Here is a 26060-nt window from a genome sequence, read left to right as displayed (position 1 = left end):
TCGCGGGGAGGGAACTGCCGGTGGGGCTGATGCCTCTGCGGCATAAATATGACTCAGAGGCATCGGGCTGAAGAGCTTGTGTGCCCGACCGGAGCGACACGCCCGAACGGCACGCCCGGGGAGGGCGACGGGCGTCAGCGGGTGAGCAGGGCGAGCGTGAGGCCGGGACGCTGCCAGACCTGCGTCACGGTGAACCCGTTCCTTAGCGCGTCGCCCTTCGCGCCGGACACGGCGGCCACCGGGTCAGCGTGCCGGCCGGCCACCACGAGCCACACCCGGGGCGCCCCAGCCAGGCACTCGGCCGGCCGCGCGCACTCGTCGGCCCAGAGGTCGCCGCGCCGGGCCGCCGACTCGACGAGCAGCGCGTCGCGCGGCCGGTCGCCGCGCAGGTGGTACTCCAGCCCCAGATCGAGGAAGAGCCAACTGCGGCGGGGTGAGTAGACGACGACGTCACCGGGCCGCTGCCCGGCCGCGACGACCCGGGCCACGCCCTGGTAGTCGACGGGCGCGGTGCGGGGCCACTCGTGCGTCCGCCGCAGCGCCGTCTGGTCCGGCAGACCCAGCAGCCCGGCCGCCGCCAGCACGGCGAGCCCGCCCGGCAACGGCACGGCTGCCAGGGCCGCACCGGCCAGCAGGCAGCCGAACGGTACGACGAACACCAGGTAGCGGGGCACCCACAGGGGTACGACGAGCCCGGCCACGAAGAGCAGCAGCACCGGCAGCAGCACGGCGCACACGGGAAGGAGAGCGTGCCGGCCCAGCCGGGCGGCGCCGAGGACGGCGAGGCCGACGAGCAGCCCGCCCACCGCGGTGCTCTGCGCGACGCCGCCCGGCAGCGTCACGAGGTCGACCGGCCGGACCAGGTCCACCCACTGCAACTGGCGTCCCCGCTGACCCCGCGCCACGTACGCGAGCGGGGCCACGAGCAGCAGCGCCGGCAGCACGGCCGGCAGCCAGCGCCAGCGCCGCCGGTCTCCGCGGGCGGTGAGCACGGCGACGGCGTGGGCGGCGAGAAGGGTGAGGGCGATCAGGTGGGTCAGCCCGAGCGCCGCGAGCGCGGCGGCGTACGCGGCCCAGCGGCCCCAGCCCGGGCGGCGCACCGCGTCCACGAACAGCAGCGTGGCGAGCACGGCGAGGAGGGTGGCCAGCGCGTACGGCCGGGCTTCCTGGGCGTACCGGGCGGTGCCGGGGAGGACCGCGAACAGCAGCCCCGCGAGCAGCCCCGCCCGGGCTCCGGCCAGCCGCGTGCCGAGCAACGCGGTCAGCGCCGCCGCCCCCGTCATGGCGAGCACGGAGGGCAGCCGCAGCGCGACGACCGAATCCCCGAAGAGCGCCACCCAGCCGTGCATGAGCAGGTAGTACGGCCCGGTCGCCGCGTCGATGGTGCCGGCCAGCCGGACCAGGTCGTCGACGGACCGGGTGGCCGCGCTCCAGGTGGCCAACTCGTCACGCCAGAGCGGGGCGGCGTCCAGCCCGGTGACGGTCACCGCCAGCGTCAGCAGGGCCGGCGCCAGCCAGACCGCGATGCCCGCCGGGCCACGCAGAACCGGGGGCGGTGTCGGGTCGCGTCCCGGCGGCGTCGCCCGATGCGGCCTATCGGACAATTCGCCCACCGTCCGAGCCTCGCACAACCCGGCCCGTCATGTGGGATCTGGCACCTGCTCATTGGCCGGCCCCTACCGACTGTGGCAGCATGACCGCATGACCGCCGCCGTCGTGCGCCGCTTCGTGGCCCGCCGCCACGTCGACTACGGCCGCGTGCGCAGCGCCATCTGTCCGGCCCACTGACGTCGCCCGACCCATCTGTCTCGGGCGCGCTCCGCGCCGGCTCTCCCGACACCGTCGTCTTCTGGCCCGCTCCATTCCGGGCCGGCCGCCGCGTACGCGCGCTCCCTTCACGGCGCAAGCCAGACAACGGAGGACGCCGCGATGGCGGTCAGCAGCATTCCCACCCGGTCCGAGGACCCGTCGGCGCCTCCCACGCGGGCGCCGCGCCGGCCTCGAGGTGAGGGGCAGTGGGCGCTCGGGCACCGCGAGCCGCTCAACGCCAACGAACGGATCAAGAAGGACGACGATCCACTGAACGTGCGCGCGCGGATCGAGACGATCTACGCGCACCGCGGGTTCGCGGCCATCGATCCCGCCGACCTGCGCGGCCGGTTCCGCTGGTGGGGCCTCTACACCCAGCGTAAGCCGGGCATCGACGGCGGCCGCACCGCCGTCCTCGAGCCGCACGAGCTCGAGGACGAGTACTTCATGCTGCGGGTGCGGATCGACGGCGGCCAGCTCTCGCTCGCGCAACTGCGGACGATCGCGGGGATCTCGCAGGAGTTCGCCCGGGACACCGCCGACATCACCGACCGGCAGAACGTCCAGTTCCACTGGATCCGGATCGAGGACGTGCCGGAGATTTGGCGGCGGCTGGAGTCGGTGGGCCTCCAGACCACCGAGGCGTGCGGCGACTGCCCACGGATCGTGCTGGGCAGCCCGGTGGCCGGGGTCGCCGAGGCGGAGGCGGTCGACCCGACGCCGGCGATCGACGATATCGTCCGTCGCTACGTCGGCAACCCCGAGTTCTCCAACCTGCCGCGCAAGTTCAAGTCGTCGATCTCCTGGCTCGTCGACACCCCGTACGAGGCGAACGACATCGCGTTCCTCGGTGTGGAGCACCCCGACCACGGGCCCGGGTTCGACCTCTGGGTCGGCGGCGGCCTCGCCACCAACCCGATGCTGGCCCGGCGGCTGGGCGTGTGGGTGCCGCTGGCCGAGGTGCCCGACGTCTGGGCCGGCGTGGTCGGCATCTTCCGCGACTACGGCTACCGGCGGCTGCGGAACCGGGCGCGCCTGAAGTTCCTCGTGGCCGACTGGGGCCTGGCGCGCTTCCGCGAGGTGCTCGAGAAGGAGTACCTGGGCCGCGCCCTGCTCGACGGTCCCGCTCCGGACCTGCCCGTCAAGCCGATCGACCACATCGGTGTGCACCGGCAGAGCGACGGCCGCTGGTACGTGGGAGCCGCGCCGGTGGTCGGCCGGGTCTCGGGCGGGCAGCTCGCGAAGCTGGCGGACGTGGTCGAGGCGCACGGCAGCGACCGGGTGCGGCTCACCCCGTACCAGAAGCTGCTGGTGCTGGACGTGGCGGGCGACCGGACGGAGTCCCTCGTCGACGCGCTGCGCGGGATCGGGCTGGAGGCCCGCCCGTCGGCCTGGCGGCGCGGCACGATGGCGTGCACGGGTATCGAGTTCTGCAAGCTCGCCATCGTCGAGACGAAGGCCCGCGGCGAGGAGCTGGTGACCCGGCTCGAACAGCGGCTGCGCGACTTCGACGCGGACATCTCCATCCACCTCAACGGCTGCCCCAACGCCTGCGCCCGCACCCAGGTCGCCGACATCGGCCTCAAGGGTCAGCTGGTGCTCGGCCCTGACGGCCGCCAGGTGGAGGGCTTCCAGGTGCACCTCGGCGGGGGCCTCGGGATGGCCGCCGGGCAGACGTCGGGCTTCGGCCGCAAGCTGCGCGGCCTGAAGACCACGGCCGACGAGCTTCCGGAGTACGTGGAACGGCTGGCCCGCCGCTACCTGGCCGGCCGGCACGAGGGCGAGGCGTTCGCCCAGTGGGTGATCAGAGTCGACGAGGAGGAACTGCGGTGAGCAGCGAGAACCGAGCGGCACCTCTGTACTGCCCGTACTGCGGCGAGGAGGACCTGCGCCCGCACGAGGCGAGCCACGGCGCGTGGGAGTGCCACGCCTGCGCCCGGGTCTTCACCGTGAAGTTCAACGGCCTGCTGACCCGGGCGGTGGCCCGGTGAGCGCCGCCCGGCTGCCCGGCCCGGCGTCGAGCAGTCCGGCGTCGACCGGCCCGGCGTCGACGGGCCTGCTGTCCGCGACGAACCTCCACCTGGTGGGCGTCGGCGCGCCGGCGCCCGCCGACCCGGCCCGGCGGGATCCAGAGGAGCTGCGCGCGCTGGCCGAGGAGGCGGGACGGGAGCTGGAGGGCGCACCCGCCCTGGAGATCGCCCGCTGGGCCGCCGAGACCTTCGGCGACCGGTTCTGCGTCACCAGCTCGATGGCCGACGCCGTGCTCGCGCACCTGGTGTCCCGGGCGGCGCCCGGAGTGGACGTCGTCTTCCTCGACACGGGCCTGCACTTCCCGGAAACGCTCCGGGTGCGCGACGAGGTCGCCCGGACGCTGCCGGTGAACGTCCGGTCGATCCGGCCGCGACTCACCGTCGGTCAGCAGGACGGCCAGTACGGCCCGCGGCTGTTCCACCGGGCCCCGGACGACTGCTGCGCCCTGCGCAAGGTCGAGCCGCTGGAGCGGGCCCTCGCCGGGTACGACGCCTGGGCGGCCGGTCTGCGCCGGGACGAGTCACCGACCCGGGCGAACACGCCCGTGGTGGCGTTCGACGCGCGTCGCGGCAAGGTGAAGGTGAACCCGATCGCAGCCTGGACCCAGTCCGACGTGGACGGCTACATCGCCCGCTGGAACGTGCCCGTCAACGACCTGTTCACGCAGGGCTACGGCTCGATCGGCTGCTGGCCCTGCACCCGCCGGACCAAGGCCGGGGAGGACCCGCGGGCCGGCCGGTGGGCGATGTTCGAGAAGACCGAGTGCGGCCTGCACGCCTGAGCCGGGCCGGCGACGGGCCGTCCGCGGGATCCTCCACCGACCCCGTGGTCCTGGTGGCGCATGGCAGTCGCGATCCCCGGGCCGCCGCGGGGACCCGCGCCCTCGTCCGGGCGGTGTCGGCCGCCCGGCCCGGCATCCCCGTCTCGGCGAGCTGGCTCGACCACACGACGCCCGCGCCGGCCGAGGCGCTGCGGGCACTCGGCGCGGCCGGGCACCCCCGCGCGGTGCTGGTCCCGCTCCTGCTCACGGCCGCGTACCACCGCCGGGTCGACATCCCGGACGCGGTCGCCGAGGCGCGTGCCGCGGCGCCCGCCCTGTCGGTACGGGTGACCGACGTGCTCGGGCCGGCCCGCACGCCGGTCGACGCGGGACTGCTGACGGGCCTCCACCGCCGGCTCGTCGAGGCGGAGCCGGGACGGTTCGACGCGCTCGTGTTGGCGGCGGCGGGCACCCGTGACCCGCGGGCGCGCGCCTCGGTGGGCCGCGTGGCCGCCGCGCTCGCCACCGGCCTCGGTGTGCCGGTCCGCGTGTCGTACGCCTCGGCGGCGCCCCCCGGGGTGGGGGCGGCGGTGGACCGGTTACGCGCGGGCGGCGCCCGGCGGGTGGCCGTGTCGGCGTACTTCCTGGCGCCGGGCCTCTTCCACGACGCGGTGACGGTGGCCGCGCGGGCCGCGGGAGCGGTGGCCGTCTCGGCGCCGCTCACCGATGCTCCCGAGATGGTGGACCTCGTGTGGAATCGGGTGGACGCGGCGCTGCCCGCACACGCCGCACCTCCGAGAGCTCACGCTGCGTGACGGCCCCGCCGTCACGCTCCGACACATCGCGGCCCGGCGGGAGGGTGCCCGCCGTCACGCTCCGGCAGCGTCCGCGCCGGTGTCGCCGTCCCGTCCCGGGGATCGGCCCGGACAGCAGAACGCCCCGCGAGTCGACCTCGCGGGGCGTGCAGCTGTGTCGTTGGTCAGGCGGAGTGAGCGCGGAGCACCCGGAGGCCGCCACGACGCTTGAGAGCGCGCCGCTCCTCCTCGCTCATCCCGCCCCAGACGCCGGCGTCCTGGCCCGACTCGAGCGCCCACTGCAGGCACTGATCGGTCACGGAGCAGCGCCGGCAGACGGCCTTGGCCTGCTCGACCTGCAGGAGAGCCGGACCGGACGTCCCGATCGGGAAGAACAGCTCCGGGTCCTCGTCGCGGCAGACAGCATGGTGACGCCAGTCCATGGCGGCAACACTCCTCATTCTGGGTGGGTGGCAAATTGTGCTTTGGTGCTTTTCCTATATGCGTCCGCAGCACCGGTCGTGACGGTTCGCGTCCGACTATTCGGCGGTGCGTGAGCAGGCTGTTGGCCCCGGGGACCTGCTGGAACAGCTCAAGGTGCCGAGCATATCCAGGCGATGTCCCGGTAACTCAAGTTCGCTTGTGAATACTTTCACGAACTCACACAATGTCAAGGGTGACGCTCAGAAAAACTCCGCGCGGTGAGCAAGCCCACAACCCATTTGTCCGGATTCCCGAGGTCTCTGGTTACCCGGCGTACCACAGTCGAGGATCAATATAGTACAGTCCGCGTGACATTGCTGACATTTCAGGCACCTGCCCCTCGTGTCGCGTCCGCCGTCCCCGACGGTGCTTGCCGGTCGACCTAGGGCAGTACCCGAGACCTAGCAGATTACTCTCAGTGCGGCGGGAACGGATGTGAATCTGACTTTCTCCCGCTCGCCCAGATAGTCGCCGTCGAGCTGGAACGCCTGGGGGCGGCTGGAGAGCAGCGTGAACTCGGCGACATCGTGCAGCCGCAGCACCCGCCGCCCGTGGGGATCCGGCTTGGGGGACAGGAACTGCGTCACGGTCCGTGTCGTGCTGGGCACCCGGAGCTGCCGGAAGGCGAGCACGTCGAGGCCGAGATCGAAGGACGCCTCCGGGTTCGGGTTGACCTCCCGGTCACCCAGGTAGGTCCACGGTGCCGTGTTCTGGATGATCGCCGTCGCCAGCTCGCCCTCGGCGGGCTCGCCGGGCCGTTCCAGCCGGATGGCCGGGTGCCGCCGGTCGGACGCGAAGAAGTACTGGCTCAGGATGGCGCGCAGGTAGAGCCCGGGACTCGACACGCGGCCCCGCCGCCGGGCCTGCTCGACCCGGTGGATCACCGCGGCGTCGAGGCCGAAACCCGCGCAGAAGGTGAAGTACCGGTCGTCGGCCCGGCCCAGGCCGATCGTCCGGTAACGACCCAGCCGCAGTCCCTCCAAGATCATGCTGGTGCCGTCCGGCCACTCCCGGGGCAGGCCCAGCGCCCGCGCGAACACGTTGGTCGAGCCGCCCGGGACGGTGGCCAGAGCGGGCAACCGTTCGGCCGGCGCGACGGCGCCGGGCACCGTCGGCGGCTCGGCCGCCATGAGGCCGTTGACCACCTCGTTCACCGTGCCGTCGCCACCCAGGGTGACGACGACGTCGACGCCCTCCTCCGCGGCCTCCCGGGCCAGCGCGGTCGCGTGACCGCGCCGGCGCGTGTAGCGCACGGACAGGTCGACTTCGCTGCGCAGCGCACGGACCAGCACGTCCCGGCTGCGTTCGCTGGTGGTGGTGGCCTTGGGATTGACCACCAGGACGGCCCGCATGGGCGGCACTGTACTCCCCGGTAGCCCGGGTATCGTGGCGCGCGTGACCATCCACTCCGACCCGATTCCCGTCACACTCCGCTGGGCGGTCCGGCTCCTGCGCGGCGAAGCCGTCGCCCTGGGGTTGGTCGCGATCTGGCTGATCTGGGCCGACCTGACCGCCGAGACCACCGTCGGCCTCACGTCGGCGTTGCTGGTCACGGCGTTCGCCGTCGCGGGGGCCGCCGCGCTCTGGGCGCTCGGCGGCGCCCTGGCCCGCTGCCGTGCCGGCGCACGCGCACCTTCGATCGTGTTGCAGCTCATGCTGCTGCCGATCGGCTGGTACATGATCCAGGGCGGGCTCGGCTGGCTCGGCGTACCGCTGATGGCGCTCGGTGTCGGTGTCAGCGCGCTGCTGGTGAGCCCGGCCACGAACCGGGCGCTCGGCTTTCCGGACGGCCGGTCGGACGCCGGCGCGGCGGGTCAGTAGCCGGAGGAGCGGCGGGTGAGCAGCGAGATGGTGGCCCGCCCGTCGGTGGCGGTGGCCGACGCCGAGGTGGTGAGCGCGGTGAGCACCTTCCACGCGAACGAGGACTCCGCGGGCAGCGTCGCGCCGCGGACGGTCGGCACGGTCACCTCGACGGTCAGCGCGTCCTCGGTCACGGAGAACCGGCACTCCAGCTCGGCGTCGCGGGTGGCGATGGCGAGCAGCATGGCGCAGGCCTCGTCGACGGCGATCCGCAGATCCTCGATCTCGTCGAGGGCGAACTGCAGCCGGGCCGCGAGGCCGGCGGTCGCCGTGCGGAGCACGCCCAGATAGCCGCCGTCGGCGGGCACGGTGAGGTGCACCACGTCGTCGTCGGTGGCCGACTGGCCGGTCAGTTGAGTCACCACTCATCCCCCCGGTCGGGGACTCTACCCGCTCAGGCGGTCGGGCGGGTGGGGGCGGGCGCCCGTCGGGCCAGCCGGTGCAGCGCGTCGCCGCTCAGCCGGTACGGGAGCCACTCGCGTAACTGCTCGGCGCCGATCGCCGCGTAGAAGCCGGCGGCCGGGTTCCAGTCGATCATCGACCACTCGAGCCGCCGGTAACCGCGCTCGACGCAGATCGCGGCGAGGGTGGCCAGCAGCAGCCGGCCGGCCCCGGTGCCCCGCGCGCCCGGGCGGACGTAGAGGTCCTCCAGGTGGATGCCGTGCACGCCGGCCCAGGTCGAGTAGTTGAGGAACCACAGCGCGAAGCCGACCGGCTCGTCGCGGGCGTCGACCGCCACGTGGCCGTACAGGGCCGGGGCGGGACCGAACAGGGCCGTGGTGAGCTGGGCCTCGGTGAGGTGGCACTCGTCCGGCGCGCGCTCGTACGCGGCCAGTTCGTGGACCATCGCGACGACGGCCGGCACGTCCTCGGGACGTGCCGGCCGGATCGTCGGTGTGGGGACCGCGGAGGTCACGCCTTCTTGGTCTCCCAGAAGATCTTGGCGATGTCGTCGATCTTCTGCAGCAGCTGGTCGGCGGTGGCCGGGTCGAGGCTGCCCTTGACGCCGCCGGAGCCGGCGAGCTTGGTGGCCTCGTTGAACATCTGGTGCAGCTGCGGGTACTTCTCGAAGTGGGTGGCCTTGAAGTAGTCGGTCCAGAGCACCCAGAGGTGGTGCTTGACCAGCTCGGCGCGCTGCTCCTTGATGATGATCGCGCGGGTGCGGAACTCCGGGTCGGTGTTCGCCTGGTACTTCTCGCAGATCAGTTTGACCGACTCGGCCTCGATGCGGGCCTGGGCGGGGTCGTAGACGCCGCACGGCAGGTCGCAGTGGGCGCTGGCCGTGACACGGGGCGTAAGGATGCGTGGAAGTCGCATCGGGATCCTCCATGGGAAGTTTGCGATGATCCAAGACGACATTACTCCTGGACGGGCTCCCCGACGGGGTGGAGGTGAAACCATGCCGGCCCATCACCCGGCGGGGCCGCAGCTGCTGCGCGGGCCGCTGACCGCCGTCCTGGTGACGGGCCCGTCCATGGCCCCGACGCTGCGGCACGGCGACGCGGTGCTGGTACGCCGGGGTGGGCGGCCGGTCCGCCCCGGCGACGTGGTGGTGGCGGTCTTCCGCAGCCGCCCCGGGCTGCTGGTCGTGAAGCGCGCGGTCCGGCCGGAGGACGGCGGCTGGTGGCTGCGCGGGGACAACGACCTGGTCACCGACGACTCCCGGGCGTACGGGGTGGCGGACGTCCACGGCCGCGTCCTGGTGCGCTACTGGCCGCGACCCGGCCGGCTGCGCCCGCGTCCGTTATGACCCTGCTCACATCCGAGGGGCACCTCCGACACTATGCTCGGAAAGTGCCCGGGTGACCCCCCGCACCGCGTGCCGCCGCTCGCCGCCCACCTCGCGCCCGAGCCGGGCCGCCCCGTCTGCTCGACAGATTCCTGGAGTCACCGATGCCTTCGTCCAACGTGGACCCTGCTGATCCCGTCTTCCGGCTGCACCGGGGCGGCAAGATGGCCGTCGCCTCGACGGTCCCGCTCACCAGCCGGGAGGACCTCTCCCTCGCGTACACCCCCGGGGTGGCCCGGGTGTGCGAGGCGATCGCCGCCGAGCCGGCCCTGGCCGCCGACTACACCTGGGTGTCGCACACCGTCGCGGTGGTCACCGACGGCTCGGCGGTGCTCGGGCTCGGCAACATCGGCCCCCGCGCCGCGATGCCGGTGATGGAGGGCAAGGCGGTGCTGTTCAAGCAGTTCGCCGGCGTGGACGCGGTGCCGGTCTGCCTGGACACGCAGGACGTGGACGAGATCGTGGCGACGGTGCGCGCGCTCGCGCCCTCGTTCGGCGGGATCAACCTGGAGGACATCAGCGCGCCGCGCTGCTTCGAGGTGGAGCGCCGGCTCGACGAGGCGCTCGACATCCCGGTCTTCCACGACGACCAGCACGGCACGGCCATCGTGGTGCTCGCCGCGCTGCGCAACGCCGCCACGCTGCTCAGCCGCAAGCTCGGCGACCTGCGGGTCGCGGTCAGCGGCGCGGGAGCGGCCGGCGTCGCCGTGACGAAGATGCTGATCGCCGGCGGCGTCGACCCCGACCGGGTGGTGGTCTGCGACTCCAAGGGAATCATCGGCCGGCACCGCACCGACCTGACCGGCACGAAGGCCGAGCTGGCCGCCACCACCAACACGGACGGCCGGGCGGGCGACATCACCGAGGCGCTGCGCGACGCAGACGTGCTGATCGGGGTCTCCGGCGGGCAGATCCCCGAGGCGGCCGTGGCCGGCATGGCGCCGGGCGGCATCGTCTTCGCGCTGGCCAACCCGACGCCGGAGGTGCACCCCGAGGTGGCGGCGCGGCACGTCGCGGTCGTGGCCACCGGGCGCAGCGACTACCCCAACCAGATCAACAACGTGCTCGCCTTTCCGGGCGTGTTCCGAGGGGCGCTGGACGCCCGCGCCACCCGGATCACCGACACGATGAAGGTGGCCGCCGCGGACGCCATCGCCGGCGTGGTGGCCGAGACGCTCACCGCCGAGGCGATCGTGCCGTCGCCGCTGGACCCGCGGGTCGCGCCCGCGGTGGCGGAGGCGGTGGCCGAGGCGGCCCGCCGCGACGGGGTGGCCCGCGCCTGAGCTGCCCGGGGTCCCTTCCTGTCGCCTTCCGCACAGGAAGGGGCCCTTCTTCGCGGGCGCTCGTCTTGTTACGGTGCCGACCATGCGTGCCGCCTTCGCCTCCCGCTTCGATGACGCCGACCCGCTCGCCGCGCTCACGGTGGGGGAGCGGCCCGAGCCGACGCCCCCGGCCGACGACTGGGTGACCGTGGAGGTGCGGGCGAGCTCGCTCAACCACCACGACCTCTGGTCCCTGCGCGGGGTCGGTCTCACCGAGGCCCAGCTGCCGATGATCCTGGGCTGCGACGCCGCGGGCGTCGACCCGGAGGGCAACGAGGTGGTGGTCTACCCGGTCGTCGCCACGCCGGGCGACCCGCGCGGGTCCTCCATCCTCTCCGAGCACTTCCCGGGCACGTTCGCCGAGCGGGTGGCCGTACCGCGGGCGAACCTCGTGCCGCTGCCCGAGGGCCTGACGCTGACCGACGCGGCGTGCCTGCCCACCGCCTGGCTGACCGCCTGGCGGATGCTCACGACGAAGGGCCGTGTGGACGACGCCGACGCGGTACTCGTGCAGGGCGCGGGTGGCGGCGTGGCGACGGCGGCCGTGGCGCTCGCCGTCGCCATGGGCAAGCGGGTGTACGCCACGAGCCGCGACGCGGGGAAGCGCGAGCGGATCGCCGCGCTGGGCGCGACCGCCGTCGAGCCCGGCGCCCGGCTGCCGGAGCGGGTGGGCGTGGTCATCGAGACGGTGGGCGCGGCCACGTTCGACCACTCGCTGAAGTCGGCCGCGCCGATGGCCCGCATCGTGGTCTCCGGGGCCACCGCCGGGCACGAGCCGAAGATCAACCTGCGGCGGATCTTCGCCATGCAGCTGGAGATCCTCGGCACCTCGATGGGCACCCCGGGCGAGCTGTACGAGCTGCTGGCGTTCTGCGCCGACCGGCAGGTCCGCCCGGTGGTGGACAGCGTGGTCCCGTTCAGCAAGGTCGAGGAGGCGTTCGCCCGGCTGCACGGCGGCGAGGTCTTCGGGAAGGTCGTGCTCGACCACACGGCCTGAGCGACCCGTGGCGCGCCCGGCGGCGGCCGGTCACAGGTGGTTGTCGAGGGTGGCCAGGCCGCCGCGAGCGGCCTCGGTGGGGAGGCGGCTCTTGGCCGCGGCGTCGCCGTAGAGCGACCAGCGGAGGAACTCGACAGTCGTGTCGGAGACCACGCGCAGGGCGGCGCCGTCGGAGAGCAGCGCCCGCCCGTGGTCGCCGTCGGTGAGGCTGAGCATCGCCTTCGGCCACGGCACCGCGTCGTACGCGGCCCGGCCCGCCGCGTAGTCGACCACCTCGTCCAGCGCGCCGTGCACGAAGAGCTGCGGCGCGGCCGCGCCGGCGAACGCCGTGCCCACGCCGAGGGACGTGCCGGCGAACACCACCCCCGCGACGAGCCGCTCGTCCCGGCCGGCGGTGAAGAGGCCGATCGTGGTCACGCCGCCGGCCGAGTGCCCCGCGGCCGCCACCCGGTCGGTGGCCAACCGGCCCCGCAGCGGGTCGCCGTCGCGGCCGTCGAGCGCCAGCACCTGGGTCAGGGCGTACGACACGTCGGCCGGCTGGTTGAGCACGTCGAGCACGTTGCCGTCGGCGCCCCGGGACGTGTGCGGGAAGGTGGGGGCGGCCACCAGGAAACCCGCCGCGGCCCAGCGGGTGAGCAGCGGGGCGTAGTCGTCCGGCCGGCCGCCCAGACCGTGGCTGAACATCACCACGGGGAACCGCCCGTCGGCCGCCGCCGCGGAGCGCTCCGGCTCGTCCCGGGCGGGACCGCTCGCCGGGTACCAGATGGTCACCGGCAGCGGGCGGTCGCCGTCGCGGTTGAGCGTGAGCTGTCGTACGCCGACCGCGAAGCTCCTCGCCGGCGCGGTGCCGGCGGGCACCCGCGGAGCCGGCGTGGCGCTCGTGGGCGGCGCCGCCGGGACGGTCGGCCGCTCGGCCGTCGGCGCCGCTGCGGAGCAGGCCGCGGGCCCGGTGGCGAGCAGCGTGGTGGTGAGCAGGGCGGCGGTACGGCGACGGGACATGAAACCGATTGTGCCCGCGCCGGCTGGGCGCGAGGCCGGGAACGGCGGCCGTCATCGAGGACGGCGCGGTGCCCGGCCGTGCCCGCCGGGACGGACCATGTCGGATTCGGCGTGATGCCTCTGCGTCATATTCATGCCGCAGAGTCATCAAGGTCGCCGCGGTCAGTCCCGCCCGGCCGCGACACGCCCGGCCGCGCGCCTTCCCGGATCCCTCGTGCGATTAGGCCGGTCCGGCGGCGCCCTCGGCGGCGCGCAGGGTCGCGCGCAGCCGGGCCAGGTCGTCGACGTCCTTGGGACGGCGGGGCCGCTCGGGCATCCAGACGGGGAACATCTCTTTGAACTCGATCTGGGCCGCCACCGAGATGACCGGGGCGGAGTGCGGCCCGATCCGGCCGGGCGGGGCGTCGAGCATGCCGGCGGGCAGGGGTGTGCCGGCCCACGGGCCCGCACCCACCGTGACCCGGTCGGCCGCGTCCCGCGCGAGGTAGGCGAAGCTCACCTCGACGTCGCCCCGGAACAGGTCGAGCTGCTTCTCGGCGGGCATCCGGGGGTCGGGTCGCCAGCCACGCGCGGTCAGCAGCGCGGCCAGCCGCTCGGCGTCCGCCCGCCAGCAGTACCAGTCGACGTCCACGTGCGGCCGGACCACACGACCGAGGTGGAAGTCCATGGCCCAACCGCCGCGCAGCCACACGTCGATGCCGGCGGCCCCGGTCACCTCGACGACCTCGCCGATGCTCGCCATCTGCCGCTCCGTGAGACGGTCCACGCGGTGACCCTAGGTCAGGGGGCGAGGCGGGACTCGAAGCGGGTCAGGGTGGGGACGTCGGCGTCCGCGGGCAGGCGCCCTCCCGCGTCCCGGTCCCCGTAGAGCGCCCAGCGGAGGAAGTCGGTGGTGGTGGCGAGGACCTGGGCGAAGCCCGGCCGGCCCGGGGTCAGGTACTCGCCGTGGCCCTGCCCCAGCACGCTCAGGAACGCCTTGGGCTCGGGCGCCCGCCCGTACGCGGCCCGTCCCACGGACAGCGGCACCACCGGGTCGGCCGTGCCGTGGACGAACAGCAGCGGGGCGGCCGGTCCCGCGAAGCTGCCGGCGAGCCCGCCGCCGGCGATCACCACGCCGGCGCGCAACCGGGGCGAGTGCCCCGAGGTGAACATCCCGGCGGTGGTGAACCCGCCCGCCGAGTGCCCGGCCGCCGCGAACCGGGCCACGTCGAGGTGACCGGCCAGCGGGTCGCTCCGGCGCGCGTCGAGCCGGACCAGGTGCCGGACCAGCCGCCAGCCGTCGGCCGGCTGCTGGCGTACGTCGGCGCGGGTGAAGTGGGCGGCGCCGCGCCGGGTGTGCGGGAAGGCCGGCGCGGCCACCACGAAGCCGGCTGCCGCCCAGCGGGTGGTGAGCCCGGCGTGCAGCTCGGGCAGGCTGTCGAGCCCGTGGCTGTAGACCACCACCGGGAACCGCCCGGCAGCCACCGCGCCGTCCCGCGCGGGATACCAGACGGTCACCGGCAGCGGCCGCGCCGAACCCGGGTCGAGGGTGAACGTACGCACGCCGACGGCGTACGACCCCTCGGGGGCCCGGCGCGCCGGAGCGGGCGCTCCGGTCACGGCGGCGGCCGGCGCGCAGCCCGCCAGCAGCGCCGTCACCGCCACGGCCACGAGCCGCCTCACCCCCACGGTTCCACGGTAGGCGTCCGGCGGCGCCGGTCGTCCCACCGTCCGGTCGCCACCGGGTCCACCCTGCGGCCGGAAACGGTCCCGTCAGCCGGGTCGGGCGGCGTCGCGGGACGACCCGCGTGGACGGGCTTCGCTAGGGTCACCGGCATGCCTGAGAACTACACCGACCCGAGCGGCAACACCGAGGCCTTCCGTGCCTTCGCCACCGGCCCCGAGCCGCAGGCGCCGGCGGGCACCGCCGGCCGGCTCCCGATGATCGTCGGTGCGGCCGTGGTCGCCGCCGTCCTGCTCGCGCTGGCCGTCTGGCTGGCGGTCGGCTGAGGCCGCCGGGCCGGCCCGGCGGCGACCGGGGTGACCGGCACGCCGGTCAGGCCCCCCGGGCCACCACCTGCCGGGCCGCCCGGGCGATCTCGCGCTCCTCGTCGGTGCCGATCACGCACACCGCGACCTCGGTCCCGTCGGGCGAGATGACCCGGTCGCCCTCACCGGCGTTGCGTTCGGGGTCCACGGCGATGCCGAGCCGCTCCAGGCCGGCCAGGGCGGCGGCGCGGACCGGCGCGGCGTGCTCGCCCACCCCGGCCGTGAAGGTCACCGCGTCGACCCGGCCCAGCAGCGCGTAGTACGCGCCCACGTAGCCGGTGATCCGGCGGCAGTACACGTCGAAGGCGAGCGCGGCCGCCGGGTCGCCGGCGTTCCGGCGGCTCAGCACCTCGCGCATGTCGTTGGCCCCGGCCAGCCCGAGCAGCCCGCTGCGGTGGTTGAGCAGGTCGTCGATCTCGTCGACCGACAGGCCGCCCTCGCGGCGCAGGTGGAAGATGACCGTCGGGTCGATGTCGCCGCTGCGGGTGCCCATGACGAGGCCCTCCAGCGGTGACATGCCCATCGAGGTGGCCACGCTCCGGCCGCCGGCGACCGCGCAGGCGCTCGCCCCGTTGCCCAGGTGCAGCGTGATCGTGTTCAGCTCGGCGTACGGCCGGCCGAGGAGTTCCGCCGTGCGCCGCGAGACGTACGCGTGCGACGTGCCGTGGAAGCCGTACCGCCGGATGCCGTACCGCTCGGCGACGTCGCGCTCGACGGCGTACGTCGCGGCGCTCTCCGGCAGCGTCCGGTGGAACGCGGTGTCGAAGACCGCGACCTGGGGCACGTCCGGCAGCGCCTGGCGGGCCACCTCGATGCCCGCGAGGTTCGGCGGGTTGTGCAGGGGCGCCAGCGGCACCAGGTCGCGGATCGCCGCGAGCACGGCGTCGTCGATCCGCACCGGCTCGCCGAAGCGCTTGCCGCCGTGCACCACCCGGTGCCCCACGGCGGTCAACCCCGTGAGGTCCAACCCGCCCAGGATGTGCCGGACGGCGCTCTCGTGGTCGGCGGGCCCGCCGCCCGGCTCGCCGACCCGCTCGACGATGCCCTTCGCCCGCACGTCGTCGCCGTCGTAGAGCCGGTACTTCACCGACGACGACCCGCAGTTGAGCACCAGCACCCGGCTCATGTGGCCTCCTCGGCCGTCGCGGCGGCCTGGATCGCGGTGATCGCCACCGTGCTCACGATGTCCGGCACCGTGGCGCCCCGGGACAGGTCGTTGACCGGCCGGCGCAGGCCCTGCATCACCGGCCCGACCGCCACCGCCCCGGCCGAGCGCTGCACCGCCTTGTACGTGTTGTTGCCGGTGTTCAGGTCCGGGAAGATGAAGACGGTCGCCCGGCCCGCGACGGCGCTGCCCGGCAGCTTCGTGGCGGCGACGGCCGGATCGATCGCCGCGTCGTACTGGATGGGGCCCTCGACGAGCAGCTCCGGCCGACGTTCCCGCACCAGCGCGGTGGCCGCCGCGACCTTCTCCACGTCGGCGCCCGCTCCCGAGCTGCCGGTGGAGTACGACAGCATGGCCACCCGCGGCTCGATGCCGAACCGGGCCGCGGTGTCCGCGGACGAGATCGCGATGTCGGCGAGCTGGGTGGCGTCGGGGTCGCGGTTCACGGCGCAGTCGCCGTAGACCAGCACCCGGTCGGCGAGCAGCATGAAGAAGACGCTCGACGCGACGGAGACGCCGGGCACGGCCCGGATGATCTCGAACGCGGGCCGGATCGTGGCCGCCGTGGTGTGCGTCGCTCCGGACACCATGCCGTCGGCGTGCCCCGCCGCCACCATGAGCGTGCCGAAGTAGTTCGGCTGGGCCACGATGTCGTGCGCCAGCTCCTCGGTGACCCCCCGGTGCGCGCGCAGCCGGGCGTAGTCGGCGGCGAAGGCGTCCCGCCACTCGCTGGTGACCGGGTCGACGACGTGCGCGTCGCCGACGTCGATGCCCAGCTCGCGGGCTCGCCGCGCGATCTCGTCGGGCCGGCCCAGCAGGGTCAGCTCGGCGACGCCGCGGCGCAGCAGGATCTCGGCCGCCCGCAGGATGCGCTCCTCGTCTCCCTCGGGCAGGACCAGGTGGCGCCGCTCGGCCCGCGCCCGGTCGATGATCTCGTTCTCGAACATGAGCGGTGTGACCCGCGTGGACCGGCTGACCCGCAGCCGGCTCGCGAGGGCCGCGGTGTCCACGTGCGCCTCGAACGCGCCGAGCGCCGCCTCGACCTTGCGCGGGTTGCCGGCGCTCAGCCGGCCCTCGATCCGGCTGGACGCGGCGACCGTGTCGTAGCTGTCCGTGTCCACGGAGAGCACCGCGAGGCCGGTGTTCATGCTCTCCACCAGCCGCATCACCCGGGCGTCGGGCTGCTCGCCGAGCGTCAGCACCAGCCCGGCCAGCGGCACCTGCCCGGACACGTGCGCGGCGCTCGCCGCGACGAGCAGGTCGGCGCGGTCGCCCGGGGTGATCATGAGGGCGCCCGGGGTCAGGTGGTCGAGCAGGATGGGCACCTGGGCCGCGCCGACCACGAAGTCGAGCACGTCCCGGCCCAGCGCGGCGTCGTCACCGGCGAGCAGGGTGGCGTCGAGCGCGGCGGCCACCTCGGCCACCGTCGGCGCCGAGACGCTCGACACCTCCGGGATGGCGTACGCCGGCACGGGCAGCTCCGGCAGCGCCATCGGCTCGGGGACCCGGTTGGCGACGACCGCGAGCACGGTGGCGCCCAGGTCGGCGAGGTCGTGGTACGCGCCGCGGACCGCCGCCGCGATGGCGGCGGGCTCCTGGCCGAAGCCGTCCACGACGGGCACCACCACGCTGCCGAACTCGGTGGCGAGCCGGGCGTTGAAGGCGAGTTCCCGCGGGCGGGCCGGGTCGCCGGTGTCGTCGAAGTCGCTCCCCACCACGACCACGGCGGGGCACTGCCGTTCGACCGCCCGGTACCGCTCCACGATGCGCGAGATCAGCTCCTCGCGGCGACCGTCGGCGACCAGCGTGGTGGCCTCGGCGTACGTGGCGCCGGCCAGGTCGGCCAGCGGCAGATCGAGCCGGTAGCGCTCGCTGAGGAGGGCGAGGATCGGGTCCGGACCGGTGCCCGCGATGAGCGGCCGGAACACGCCGATGTGCCCGACCTGGCGGGAGAGCAGCTCGGCCAGCCCGAGCGCGATGGTCGACTTGCCCCCACCCGATCCCACGCTGGTGAGATACACGCTCCGCGCCACGTTCCCACCCTAGAAGATCGGAAGACCTCCCGCCCGAGACCTTCGTCGCACCGTCCTCGTCCCACCCCAGCCCGCCAGGACCAAGTTGATCATGAAGTTATTGCTGCGACACGCCGATGCGGGCGGCAACAACTTCATGATCAACGCGGGATCCTGCGGGGGCGCCCCCGGCGGGCCTTGCGTCAGTCGTCGTCTTCGTCGTCCAGGCGGGCCAGCCAGGTGGCGAAGCGTTCGACGGGGGTCTCGAACTCGGGGCTCAGGTCGACGAAGTCGCGCAGGCGCTCGGCCAGCCACTCGATGCTGACCTGCTCGTCGCCCCGCCGCTCGACCAGCTCCTCGATGCCGCGGTCGGTGAAGTACATCGGCTACGTCCTCTTCGTGGAGCCCGGCGCGGAGCCGGGCGGGCCTACCGACGCGGCCGGGGCAGGGCCGTCGACGACGGTCCTGCCCCGGCTGGCGACGGTGCGGTCAGGTCACGGGCGGGGGAGAGCCGCCTCGATCAGCGCGTTCTGCTCGACCTCGTGCATCTTGGCCGAGCCGACCGCCGGGGCGGCCGCGGCCGGGCGCGAGATCCGCCGCAGCCGCACGTCCGCGAGGTGCTCCAGCAGGTTGAGCGCCACGAACGACCAGGCGCCCTGGTTGGCCGGCTCCTCCTGCACCCAGGCGAAGTCCTCGGCGTTCGGGTACTGCGCCAGCGCCGCCCGGATCTCCTCGACCGGCATCGGGTAGAGCTGCTCGATGCGGATGATCGCGGTGTCGGTGATGCCCCGCTCCTGACGGGCCTGGAACAGGTCGTAGTAGAGCTTGCCCGAGCAGAGCAGCACCCGCTTCACCGACTCCGGCGCCGGGGCGGCCGAGTCCGCCAGCACCGGCTGGAACGTGCCGGTGGTGAAGTCCTCGACGGCGGAGACGCAGAGCCGGTGCCGCAGCAGCGACTTCGGCGTGAACACCACGAGCGGCTTGCGCTTCGGCGACAGCGCCTGGCGACGCAGCAGGTGGAAGTAGTTCGCCGGGGTGGTCGGGATCGCCACCCGCATGTTGTCCTCGGCGCAGAGTTGAAGGAACCGCTCCGGACGGCCGGACGTGTGGTCCGGGCCCTGGCCCTCGTGGCCGTGCGGCAGCAGCAGGGTCACGGCGGACCGCTGGCCCCACTTGACCTCGCCGGAGGAGATGAACTCGTCGATCACCGACTGGGCGCCGTTGACGAAGTCGCCGAACTGGGCCTCCCAGCAGACGAGCGCGTTGACGTTCTCGACCGAGTAGCCGTACTCGAAGCCCATCGCCGCGTACTCGCTGAGCAGCGAGTCGTGCACGAAGAACCGGGACCGCTCGCCGTCGCCGGTCAGCGACTGGAGGGGCAGGTAGTCCTCGCCGGTGCGCGCGTCCACGATCGAGGCGTGCCGCTGCACGAACGTGCCGCGGCGGGAGTCCTGCCCGGCCAGCCGCACGGTGACGCCGTCGTTCAGCAGGGAACCGAACGCGATGATCTCGCCGTAGCCCCAGTCAATGTTGCCCTCGACGGACATCTTGGCGCGCCGGTCCAGCAGCTGCTGGATCCGCTTGTGCGGGGTGAAGCCCTCGGGCAGGTTGACGTGCGCCTCACCGACGGCCCGGACGACCGAGACGTCGATCGCGGTGTCGACCTGCGGCTCCGGCTCCTCCTCGCGCCGCGGCCGGCTGAGCTGCCGGGGCGTGGTGGCGGCGTCGCGGGTGGCCTTGAAGACGCGCTCGAGCTGCGCCTGGTAGTCGCGCAGCAGCTCCTCCGCGTCCTCGACCGTGATGTCGCCGCGACCGATGAGTTCCTCGGTGTAGAGCTTGCGCACCGAGCGCTTCGAGTCGATGATCTTGTACATTTCCGGGTTGGTCATCGACGGGTCGTCGCCCTCGTTGTGGCCGCGCCGTCGGTAGCACACCATGTCGATGACGACGTCCTTGTTGAACGCCTGCCGGTACTCGAAGGCGAGCCGGGCGACCCGGACCACGGCCTCGGGGTCGTCGCCGTTGACGTGGAAGATCGGCGCCTGGATCATCCGGGCGACGTCGGTGCTGTAGAGGCTCGACCGGGAGTACTTCGGGGCGGTGGTGAAGCCGACCTGGTTGTTGACCACCACGTGCACCGTGCCGCCGGTGCGGTAGCCGCGCAGCTGGGAGAGGTTGAGCGTCTCGGCGACCACACCCTGGCCGGCGAAGGCGGCGTCACCGTGCACGGCCAGCGGCAGCACGGTGTAGCCCTCCAGCTTGAGGTCGATCCGGTCCTGCTTGGCCCGGACGATGCCCTCCAGCACCGGGTCGACGGCCTCCAGGTGCGACGGGTTGGCGACCACCGAGACCTTGACCGCGTTCGCGCCGTCCGGCGTGGTGAACTTGCCGTTCTGGCCGAGGTGGTACTTCACGTCGCCGGAGCCCTGCGTCGAGCGCGGGTCGAGGTGCCCCTCGAACTCCGAGAAGATCTTCTCGTACGGCTTGCCGACGATGTTGGCCAGCACGTTGAGCCGGCCCCGGTGCGCCATGCCGATGACGACCTCGTCGAGGCCGTTCTCGGCCGACGCCTCCAGCACCTCGCCGAGCAGCGGGATGAGCGACTCGCCGCCCTCCAGCGAGAAGCGCTTCTGACCGACGTACTTCGTCTGGAGGAAGGTCTCGAACGCCTCGGCGGCGTTGAGCCGGTTGAGCACGTGCTTCTGCTCGTCCGCGGACGGCTTCTCGTACCGGCGCTCCACCCGCTCCTGGAGCCAGCGCCGCTCCTCCGGGTCCTGGATGTGCATGTACTCGATGCCGACGCGCCGGCAGTACGAGTCGCGCAGCACGCCGAGGATGTCGCGCAGCTTCATCCGCTGCTTGCCCGCGAAGCCGTTGACCGGGAAGGTCCGGTCCAGGTCCCACAGGGTCAGCCCGTGCTGGAGCACGTCCAGGTCGGGGTGCTTGCGCATCTTGAACTCGAGCGGGTCGGTGTCGGCCATCAGGTGGCCCCGGACCCGGTAGGCGTGGATCAGCTCGTGCACCCGGGCCGTCTTGTTGATCTGGCCCTCGCTGTCGACCGCCACGTCCCGCACCCAGCGCACCGGCTCGTACGGGATGCGCAGCGACGTGAAGATCTCGTCGAAGAAGTTGTGCTCGCCGAGGATCAGCTCGTGCATGGCCTTGAGGAACTCGCCGGACTGCGCGCCCTGGATGACCCGGTGGTCGTAGGTGCTGGTCAGCGTGATGACCTTGCTGACCGCCATCTCGGCGAGGGTGGCCTCGGACATGCCCTGGTAGGGCGCCGGGTACTCCATGGCGCCCACACCGATGATCGCGCTCTGCCCCTGCATGAGCCGCGGCATCGAGTGCACGGTGCCGATGCCGCCCGGGTTCGTGAGCGAGATCGTGGTGCCGGAGTAGTCCTCCATGGTCAGTTCGTTGCGGCGGGCGCGCCGGACCACGTCCTCGTACGCCTGCCAGAACTGCCGGAAGTCCATCTGCTCGCAGCCCTTGATGGACGGGACCACGAGGTTGCGGCTGCCGTCCGGCTTGACCAGGTCGATGGCGATGCCGAGGTTGACGTGCTCCGGGCGGACCAGCGCCGGCTTGCCGTCGACCTCGGCGTAGGAGTTGTTCATCTCCGGGTGCTGGACCAGGGCCCGGACCATCGCGTAGCCGATGAGGTGGGTGAAGCTCACCTTGCCACCGCGCCCGCGGGCGAGGTGGTTGTTGATCACGATGCGGTTGTCGACGAGCAGCTTGGCCGGAACGGCGCGGACGCTCGTCGCGGTCGGCACGCTCAGCGAGGCGTCCATGTTCTGGACGATCTTCGCGGCGACGCCGCGCAGGGGCGTGGTCTGCGGACCGGTGGCCGTCGGCGCGGTCGCCGCGGGCTTGGCGGTCGCCGCCGGCTTGGCGGCGGGCTTGGCGGCGGCCGGCTTCGCGGGCGCGGCCGGGGCGGCGGCCTTGGCGGGCTCGGGGCGGGCGGGTGCCGGCTTGGCCTCGGCCGGCTTCGCGGCGGCGGGCTGCGCCACGGTGGCCACGGCCTCCTGCTGCTCGGCGGGCTCGGGCGTGGCGGCGGGCACCGGCCGCGCCTCCGGGCGCGCGGTCGCGGCGCCGGGTGCCGGGCGATAGTCGGCGAAGAAGTCGTGCCAGGCCGAGTCGACGCTCTTGGGATCGGCGAGATACCGCTGGTACATCTCCTCGACGATCCACTCGTTCGGGCCGAAACCCGCCAGTGGGTTCTCCTGCGAAGTCTGCTGGGTCGACACGGCCGGTAATCGCCTCTTTCACGCGGGTGTGGTGTGACACGCGGCGCCCGGCGGGCCCGGTGTCACGAGCCCGCGCGGGACGCTCCAAGGCTACGCCGTACGGAACCCCCAGGCATTTCCGCCTCCGTCGGGTGGTCCGTTTCACAGAAGATGCCAGAAGTTCGGAATGAGCTGCGTGCACGGTTCCCAGCTGGTAAGCGCCGGCCGGGAGGCGCGCGCACGGGTGCCGATGGACGGCGCAGGATGGGCGTCATGGACGAAGCGGGGGCGCGTGGCCGGTACGGGCGAAGCCTGTCGGTCGCGCTGGGGTGGTACGCCACACTGGTCGCGGCGGTGGTCGTCGGCACGTTGAGCGTGCCGAGCGAGCCGCCGCAGGACTGTTCGGCGATGTTCAGCTGCCTGTCGCCGGCCGAGTCACTGGCGCTCGCCGGGTTGGTCTGGGGCGCGCCGGCGCTCATCGGGGCGCTGGTCGTCACGGCGGTCGTGAACGCTCTGCTCGTCCGCCGGATCTCGTCGGCGGTGCTGGCCGGCACCGCGTCCGTGGCGGTCACCGTGGCGCTCGCCGCCGTGGCGGCCGGCGCCTACCTGGGCGGCCGGTCGTGAGGCGCCTCGGCCTCGGCGGGCTCTTCCTCGCCTGGCTGTACGGGGTGCCGTTCCTGCTCGTCGTCGGCCTGATCCGGCGGACGGCCACGCCGTACACGCCGACACGCGAGGCCGCGCAGGCGTTCGGCGCGACCACGGACGCCCTGCTGACGGCCGGGCTCCTGCTCAACGCGGCGCTGCCGCTGCTGGGGCTGCTGCTCGCCCGGCTCGCGGGCGACCGGCGCTGGTGGCGGCACTTCGGCTGGGCGCTCGGCGGGACGGTGCTGGTCTACCTGGCCGTCGCGCTGGCCGGCAGCATGGCGACCGGTCCGTTGATCGGGCACACCCCGGCGGACCGGGAGCCCGTCCCGCCGGTCGGGCACTGCGTACCGGTGAGCGGCGGCCGGGGCTGCCCCGGCGGGTGACCCGCGCCGACGGCCCGCGGCCGCGCGGGCCGACGCGGGCGGACCGACCGGTCGCCCGACGCGCGGCGGGTGAAAGGCCCGGGGCGACGTGTCGCCGCCCCGGGCCTGCCGTCAGGAGATGTCCCGCCGGCGGAGGATGAGGGTGCCGACGACCCCGGTCACCACCGCGTACCCGATGAGCACGGCGGCGCCGGCCCACCGCGGCGGGTTGCCGGGGATCTCGGCGCCGGTAACCATGAGCGAGGACGCCAGCGACGGCACCAGCAGCTGGAGGTCGTTGATCCAGTCGCCGAACCGGGCGGCCAGCACGCTGATGGCGATCGCCGCGCCGATGGTGCCGCCCAGGTAGAGCAGGATGCCGGTCACCGTGGCGCCGATCTGGCTGCGGATCAGCACGCCCAGGCCGACCCCGAGGATCCCCCAGAGCAGGTACGCGAGCCCGTTGAGCCCGATCGCCTCCCAGGCGGCCGTGTTGCCGAGCTGGTTGCCGACGCCGACGCTCTCCAGGACCGCCGCGCCGGCCACCAGGTTGAACGCCGTGGTGACCACCCAGAACAGCACCGCGAGAAACGCGGCGGCGGTCAGCTTCGCGATCATCACGGCGCTGCGGTGCGGCGAGGTGAGGAACGTGGTGGTCACCGTCTGGTGGAAGAACTCGCTCGTCACCACGATGATGCCGAGCAGCATCACGATGAGCAGGCCGAAGAACTGGCCCGTGGTGAACAGGTTCGCCGACAGCGAGTCCGGGTGGGCGGCGGCGGCGAGCTGCCCGGCCTGCTCGGGTGGCATCTCGCCGAGGTTGCCGCTGGTGAGCGCGTCGGACTGCAGCCAGTTGACGAGCAGGGTGAGCGCCCACAGCGGCAACGAGATGAGCGCGAAGACCCACCACGTGTTGGTCGTACGGATCTTGAGCAGTTCGGCTCGGACCAGGTTCATCGGATGCCCGCCTTTCCGGCCGTCAGCTCCAGGAAGACGCCTTCGAGGTCGGGGCGTTCCGTGGTGAGTTCGTGCAGCTCGACGCCGGCGGTGAGGGCCGTGCGGCCGACGGTTGCGGCGTCGACCCCGCTGACCAGCAGCGCGCCCTGCCCGTCGGTGTCCACAGTGGCGGACTGCGCCTTGAGCGCGGTGGTGAGCGCCTCGGCCTGCGGGGTGCGGACCCGGACCCGGACGCCCTGCGTCATCGACCCGATCACCTGGTCGACCGGCCCCTGACGGACCAGTTGGCCGGCCGCGATGATCACCACGTCGTCGGCGAGGAGCTGCATCTCCGACAGCAGGTGGCTGGAGACCAGCACGGTGCGGCCCTCCTGGGCCAGGCCCTTGAGGAACCCGCGCATCCACCGGATGCCCTCCGGGTCCAGCCCGTTGGCCGGCTCGTCGAGGATGAGCACCCGGGGGTTGCCGAGCATGGCGGCGGCGATGCCGAGCCGCTGCTTCATGCCGAGCGAGTAGCCCTTGAACTTGCGCTTCGCGGCCGGGGTCAGCCCGACGAGGGCGAGCGCCTCGTCGGCCCGCTGTCGGGGCAGCCCGGCCGCCGCGCAGATGACCCGCAGGTGGTTGATCCCGGTGCGGCCCTTGTGCGCGCTGGACGCCTCGAGCACGGCGCCGACGTGCCGCAACGGCTCGCCGAGGTCGGCGTACCGGTGGCCGCTGATGGTCGCCGTGCCGCTGGTCGGCGTGACCAGGTTCAGCAGCATGCGCAGGGTCGTGGTCTTCCCGGCGCCGTTCGGGCCGAGGAAGCCGGTCACCCGGCCCGGCTGGATCGTGAAGGACAGGTTGTTGACCGCCCGGACGTTCTTGTACTGCTTCGTCAGGCCGGACACCACGATCTGACCGTCACTGGTGGGGCTTCGCTGCCCGTCAGACATCGTTCTCCTCCCGTGCGGGTGGCGTCGAGGTACGCCGTGGCACAGCGTGACGGTCGCGCGCAACAAGGTCAATCAGGCGCGGTCCGTAGTCGCGCGTCCGTCTCGGGCAGGATCCGGGTCCTCCTCAGGGACGACGGGCGGGTCAGGGACGACGGGCGGGCCGGGGACGACGGGCGGGGGCCGGGGACGGGGCGCCCGTCACGGCCCGGTGGGCGGCAGCGCGATCCAGGTGGCCCGGGCGCTGGCGAGCAGTGTCCCGGCGGGGCCGTAGAGGCTCGTGTGCACGCGGGCCTTGCGCCCGTCGACGCCGACCGTCACCCCGGTCACCACGCACTCGTCGCCCGGCTCGGGCAGCGCCTGCACCGACGCCGCGATCCGGCCGAGGACGTACGGCCGGCCGGGGGCGATCACGGCCCAGCCGCCCGGGCAGTCAAGGGCCGCCCAGACCGTCGCCTCCGAGACGGACGCCGGCACGCGGAACGGCGCGGCCGTCCGGCCGTCCGGCAGGCGGCCCGGGAAGATCCGCAGCCCGTCGGAGCGTCGCGGGCCGCAGACGTAGCAGCCGGGGAACGGGTGGTCGACCAGCCCGGGGTACGTGGCCGACACGGCGACCGCGGTGGAGAGGTCCACCGGGGGCACCACGGCGTCGACGGCTCCGGTCGGGTGTACCTCGGCCACCACCAGGCCCCCCGCGTCCCGGACCTCGCCGTCGACGAGGGTGAGCGGCGCCTCCAGCGGCGGCGGCCGGCGCAGCGTCACCTCGACCGGCCCGTCGCCGCCGGCCGCCACGGCGAAGACCCCGGCGCTCCAGCCGCCGTTGCCCGAGCCGGGGGGCCCGTTGTACCGGGATTCGATCCGCATCGCCTGACCTCCGGGGTGGCAC

The 26060-nt window shown here is 73.6% G+C and carries 27 protein-coding genes; 11 read left to right on the top strand and 16 right to left on the bottom strand.

Annotation, left to right across the window (positions count from 1 at the left end; all coding sequences use genetic code 11):
* Window positions 1-134: 134 nt before the first annotated feature.
* The gene (locus ACSNOA_RS27690) at window positions 135-1544 is read right to left on the bottom strand and encodes a glycosyltransferase family 39 protein (protein ID WP_436663401.1); all 1410 of its coding nucleotides are present in this window, start codon (window positions 1542-1544) and stop codon (window positions 135-137) included.
* Window positions 1545-1929: 385 nt separating this feature from the next.
* Here ACSNOA_RS27690 and ACSNOA_RS27685 point away from each other — a divergent pair, with 385 nt between their 5' ends.
* From ACSNOA_RS27685 to ACSNOA_RS27670, 4 genes are read left to right on the top strand one after another with little or no spacing between them, the layout of a single operon-like run.
* Window positions 1930-3642 (top strand): nitrite/sulfite reductase, encoded by a 1713-nt coding sequence (locus tag ACSNOA_RS27685; RefSeq protein WP_436662724.1) that lies wholly within the window; start codon window positions 1930-1932, stop codon window positions 3640-3642.
* Window positions 3639-3800: a hypothetical protein gene (locus ACSNOA_RS27680; RefSeq protein ID WP_436662723.1), complete on the top strand. Its 162-nt coding sequence runs from the start codon at window positions 3639-3641 to the stop codon at window positions 3798-3800. The genes ACSNOA_RS27685 and ACSNOA_RS27680 overlap by 4 nt, the downstream gene beginning before the upstream one ends.
* Before the next feature lie 11 nt (window positions 3801-3811).
* Window positions 3812-4621, top strand: a complete 810-nt coding sequence (locus tag ACSNOA_RS27675) for a phosphoadenylyl-sulfate reductase (protein ID WP_436663400.1) — start codon at window positions 3812-3814, stop codon at window positions 4619-4621.
* The gene (locus ACSNOA_RS27670) at window positions 4603-5415 is read left to right on the top strand and encodes a sirohydrochlorin chelatase (RefSeq protein WP_436662722.1); all 813 of its coding nucleotides are present in this window, start codon (window positions 4603-4605) and stop codon (window positions 5413-5415) included. The genes ACSNOA_RS27675 and ACSNOA_RS27670 overlap by 19 nt, the downstream gene beginning before the upstream one ends.
* A 164-nt stretch (window positions 5416-5579) precedes the next feature.
* Here ACSNOA_RS27670 and ACSNOA_RS27665 read toward each other — a convergent pair whose 3' ends face one another.
* Both ACSNOA_RS27665 and ACSNOA_RS27660 read right to left on the bottom strand, forming a co-directional pair.
* Window positions 5580-5837 carry a WhiB family transcriptional regulator gene (locus tag ACSNOA_RS27665; protein WP_076472094.1) on the bottom strand — a complete coding sequence of 86 codons (258 nt, stop codon included), beginning with the start codon at window positions 5835-5837 and terminating at the stop codon, window positions 5580-5582.
* Between the two features lie 441 nt (window positions 5838-6278).
* Entirely contained in the window at window positions 6279-7229 is a 951-nt protein-coding gene (locus tag ACSNOA_RS27660; RefSeq protein ID WP_436662721.1) for a diacylglycerol/lipid kinase family protein, read from the bottom strand.
* A gap of 43 nt (window positions 7230-7272) precedes the next feature.
* Between ACSNOA_RS27660 and ACSNOA_RS27655 the strand changes: the two genes are divergently transcribed.
* Entirely contained in the window at window positions 7273-7698 is a 426-nt protein-coding gene (locus ACSNOA_RS27655) for a hypothetical protein (protein ID WP_436662720.1), read from the top strand.
* On the opposite strand, the gene ACSNOA_RS27650 is transcribed toward ACSNOA_RS27655, so the two are convergent.
* From ACSNOA_RS27650 to sodN, 3 genes are read right to left on the bottom strand one after another with little or no spacing between them, the layout of a single operon-like run.
* Window positions 7692-8099, bottom strand: coding sequence for an ATP-binding protein (locus ACSNOA_RS27650; protein ID WP_436662719.1), 408 nt, complete (start codon window positions 8097-8099; stop codon window positions 7692-7694). The genes ACSNOA_RS27655 and ACSNOA_RS27650 overlap by 7 nt on opposite strands.
* Window positions 8100-8131: 32 nt before the next feature.
* On the bottom strand, window positions 8132-8653 hold the full coding sequence (locus tag ACSNOA_RS27645) for an N-acetyltransferase family protein (RefSeq protein WP_436662718.1): 522 nt from the start codon (window positions 8651-8653) through the stop codon (window positions 8132-8134).
* Window positions 8650-9054 carry a superoxide dismutase, Ni gene (sodN, locus tag ACSNOA_RS27640; RefSeq protein ID WP_436662717.1) on the bottom strand — a complete coding sequence of 135 codons (405 nt, stop codon included), beginning with the start codon at window positions 9052-9054 and terminating at the stop codon, window positions 8650-8652. Before sodN ends, ACSNOA_RS27645 begins: the two co-directional genes overlap by 4 nt.
* Window positions 9055-9136: 82 nt before the next feature.
* On the opposite strand from sodN, the gene ACSNOA_RS27635 reads away from it, so the two are divergent.
* The 3 genes from ACSNOA_RS27635 (at window position 9137) to ACSNOA_RS27625 (ending at window position 11845) form a co-directional block, all read left to right on the top strand.
* Entirely contained in the window at window positions 9137-9487 is a 351-nt protein-coding gene (locus ACSNOA_RS27635) for a S24/S26 family peptidase (RefSeq protein ID WP_436662716.1), read from the top strand.
* A 143-nt stretch (window positions 9488-9630) separates the two neighbouring features.
* Window positions 9631-10809, top strand: coding sequence for an NAD(P)-dependent malic enzyme (locus tag ACSNOA_RS27630; protein ID WP_436662715.1), 1179 nt, complete (start codon window positions 9631-9633; stop codon window positions 10807-10809).
* A gap of 73 nt (window positions 10810-10882) precedes the next feature.
* Window positions 10883-11845, top strand: coding sequence for a zinc-binding dehydrogenase (locus tag ACSNOA_RS27625; RefSeq protein WP_436662714.1), 963 nt, complete (start codon window positions 10883-10885; stop codon window positions 11843-11845).
* A gap of 30 nt (window positions 11846-11875) precedes the next feature.
* Here the strand turns inward: ACSNOA_RS27625 and ACSNOA_RS27620 are convergent, their stop codons facing one another.
* From ACSNOA_RS27620 to ACSNOA_RS27610, 3 genes are all read right to left on the bottom strand, one after another.
* Entirely contained in the window at window positions 11876-12844 is a 969-nt protein-coding gene (locus tag ACSNOA_RS27620) for an alpha/beta hydrolase family protein (protein ID WP_436662713.1), read from the bottom strand.
* Window positions 12845-13064: 220 nt separating this feature from the next.
* Entirely contained in the window at window positions 13065-13610 is a 546-nt protein-coding gene (locus ACSNOA_RS27615; RefSeq protein WP_436662712.1) for a nucleotidyltransferase domain-containing protein, read from the bottom strand.
* Between the two features lie 14 nt (window positions 13611-13624).
* Window positions 13625-14512, bottom strand: coding sequence for an alpha/beta hydrolase family protein (locus ACSNOA_RS27610; protein WP_436662711.1), 888 nt, complete (start codon window positions 14510-14512; stop codon window positions 13625-13627).
* A gap of 147 nt (window positions 14513-14659) precedes the next feature.
* On the opposite strand from ACSNOA_RS27610, the gene ACSNOA_RS27605 reads away from it, so the two are divergent.
* The gene (locus ACSNOA_RS27605) at window positions 14660-14833 is read left to right on the top strand and encodes a hypothetical protein (protein WP_436662710.1); all 174 of its coding nucleotides are present in this window, start codon (window positions 14660-14662) and stop codon (window positions 14831-14833) included.
* Between the two features lie 46 nt (window positions 14834-14879).
* Here the strand turns inward: ACSNOA_RS27605 and ACSNOA_RS27600 are convergent, their stop codons facing one another.
* From ACSNOA_RS27600 to ACSNOA_RS27585, 4 genes are all read right to left on the bottom strand, one after another.
* On the bottom strand, window positions 14880-15998 hold the full coding sequence (locus ACSNOA_RS27600; protein ID WP_436662709.1) for an acetate/propionate family kinase: 1119 nt from the start codon (window positions 15996-15998) through the stop codon (window positions 14880-14882).
* Window positions 15995-18070, bottom strand: a complete 2076-nt coding sequence (gene pta / locus ACSNOA_RS27595; protein ID WP_436662708.1) for a phosphate acetyltransferase — start codon at window positions 18068-18070, stop codon at window positions 15995-15997. Before pta ends, ACSNOA_RS27600 begins: the two co-directional genes overlap by 4 nt.
* 182 nt (window positions 18071-18252) lie before the next feature.
* A complete protein-coding gene (locus ACSNOA_RS27590) occupies window positions 18253-18432 on the bottom strand; it encodes a DUF6104 family protein (protein WP_436662707.1) in 180 nt (59 codons plus the stop codon).
* A gap of 111 nt (window positions 18433-18543) precedes the next feature.
* Window positions 18544-22302, bottom strand: a complete 3759-nt coding sequence (locus ACSNOA_RS27585; RefSeq protein ID WP_436662706.1) for a multifunctional oxoglutarate decarboxylase/oxoglutarate dehydrogenase thiamine pyrophosphate-binding subunit/dihydrolipoyllysine-residue succinyltransferase subunit — start codon at window positions 22300-22302, stop codon at window positions 18544-18546.
* Between the two features lie 252 nt (window positions 22303-22554).
* On the opposite strand from ACSNOA_RS27585, the gene ACSNOA_RS27580 reads away from it, so the two are divergent.
* Entirely contained in the window at window positions 22555-22905 is a 351-nt protein-coding gene (locus tag ACSNOA_RS27580) for a hypothetical protein (protein WP_436662705.1), read from the top strand.
* The gene (locus ACSNOA_RS27575; RefSeq protein WP_436662704.1) at window positions 22902-23309 is read left to right on the top strand and encodes a hypothetical protein; all 408 of its coding nucleotides are present in this window, start codon (window positions 22902-22904) and stop codon (window positions 23307-23309) included. Before ACSNOA_RS27580 ends, ACSNOA_RS27575 begins: the two co-directional genes overlap by 4 nt.
* 111 nt (window positions 23310-23420) lie before the next feature.
* Here the strand turns inward: ACSNOA_RS27575 and ACSNOA_RS27570 are convergent, their stop codons facing one another.
* From ACSNOA_RS27570 to ACSNOA_RS27560, 3 genes are all read right to left on the bottom strand, one after another.
* Complete coding sequence (locus ACSNOA_RS27570; protein ID WP_436662703.1) at window positions 23421-24245, bottom strand: ABC transporter permease; 825 nt, start codon at window positions 24243-24245, stop codon at window positions 23421-23423.
* Window positions 24242-25177, bottom strand: coding sequence for an ABC transporter ATP-binding protein (locus ACSNOA_RS27565; protein WP_436662702.1), 936 nt, complete (start codon window positions 25175-25177; stop codon window positions 24242-24244). The genes ACSNOA_RS27570 and ACSNOA_RS27565 overlap by 4 nt, the downstream gene beginning before the upstream one ends.
* 198 nt (window positions 25178-25375) lie before the next feature.
* On the bottom strand, window positions 25376-26038 hold the full coding sequence (locus tag ACSNOA_RS27560; RefSeq protein ID WP_436662701.1) for a hypothetical protein: 663 nt from the start codon (window positions 26036-26038) through the stop codon (window positions 25376-25378).
* Window positions 26039-26060 lie beyond the last annotated feature (22 nt).

Source organism: Micromonospora sp. URMC 103 (assembly GCF_051386435.1).
GTDB lineage: Bacteria > Actinomycetota > Actinomycetes > Mycobacteriales > Micromonosporaceae > Micromonospora.
This window is presented reverse-complemented; position numbering and strand designations above follow the sequence as displayed.

Coding starts and splice junctions, on each gene's coding strand:
- ACSNOA_RS27605 (WP_436662710.1), top strand. CDS start 14,660: ATGCCTGAGAACTACACCGACCCGAGCGGCAACACCGAGGCCTTCCGT.
- ACSNOA_RS27590 (WP_436662707.1), bottom strand. CDS start 18,432: ATGTACTTCACCGACCGCGGCATCGAGGAGCTGGTCGAGCGGCGGGGC.
- sodN (WP_436662717.1), bottom strand. CDS start 9,054: ATGCGACTTCCACGCATCCTTACGCCCCGTGTCACGGCCAGCGCCCAC.
- ACSNOA_RS27560 (WP_436662701.1), bottom strand. CDS start 26,038: ATGCGGATCGAATCCCGGTACAACGGGCCCCCCGGCTCGGGCAACGGC.
- ACSNOA_RS27580 (WP_436662705.1), top strand. CDS start 22,555: ATGGACGAAGCGGGGGCGCGTGGCCGGTACGGGCGAAGCCTGTCGGTC.
- ACSNOA_RS27630 (WP_436662715.1), top strand. CDS start 9,631: ATGCCTTCGTCCAACGTGGACCCTGCTGATCCCGTCTTCCGGCTGCAC.
- ACSNOA_RS27660 (WP_436662721.1), bottom strand. CDS start 7,229: ATGCGGGCCGTCCTGGTGGTCAATCCCAAGGCCACCACCACCAGCGAA.
- ACSNOA_RS27620 (WP_436662713.1), bottom strand. CDS start 12,844: ATGTCCCGTCGCCGTACCGCCGCCCTGCTCACCACCACGCTGCTCGCC.
- ACSNOA_RS27665 (WP_076472094.1), bottom strand. CDS start 5,837: ATGGACTGGCGTCACCATGCTGTCTGCCGCGACGAGGACCCGGAGCTG.
- ACSNOA_RS27635 (WP_436662716.1), top strand. CDS start 9,137: ATGCCGGCCCATCACCCGGCGGGGCCGCAGCTGCTGCGCGGGCCGCTG.
- ACSNOA_RS27600 (WP_436662709.1), bottom strand. CDS start 15,998: ATGAGCCGGGTGCTGGTGCTCAACTGCGGGTCGTCGTCGGTGAAGTAC.
- ACSNOA_RS27570 (WP_436662703.1), bottom strand. CDS start 24,245: ATGAACCTGGTCCGAGCCGAACTGCTCAAGATCCGTACGACCAACACG.
- ACSNOA_RS27565 (WP_436662702.1), bottom strand. CDS start 25,177: ATGTCTGACGGGCAGCGAAGCCCCACCAGTGACGGTCAGATCGTGGTG.
- ACSNOA_RS27685 (WP_436662724.1), top strand. CDS start 1,930: ATGGCGGTCAGCAGCATTCCCACCCGGTCCGAGGACCCGTCGGCGCCT.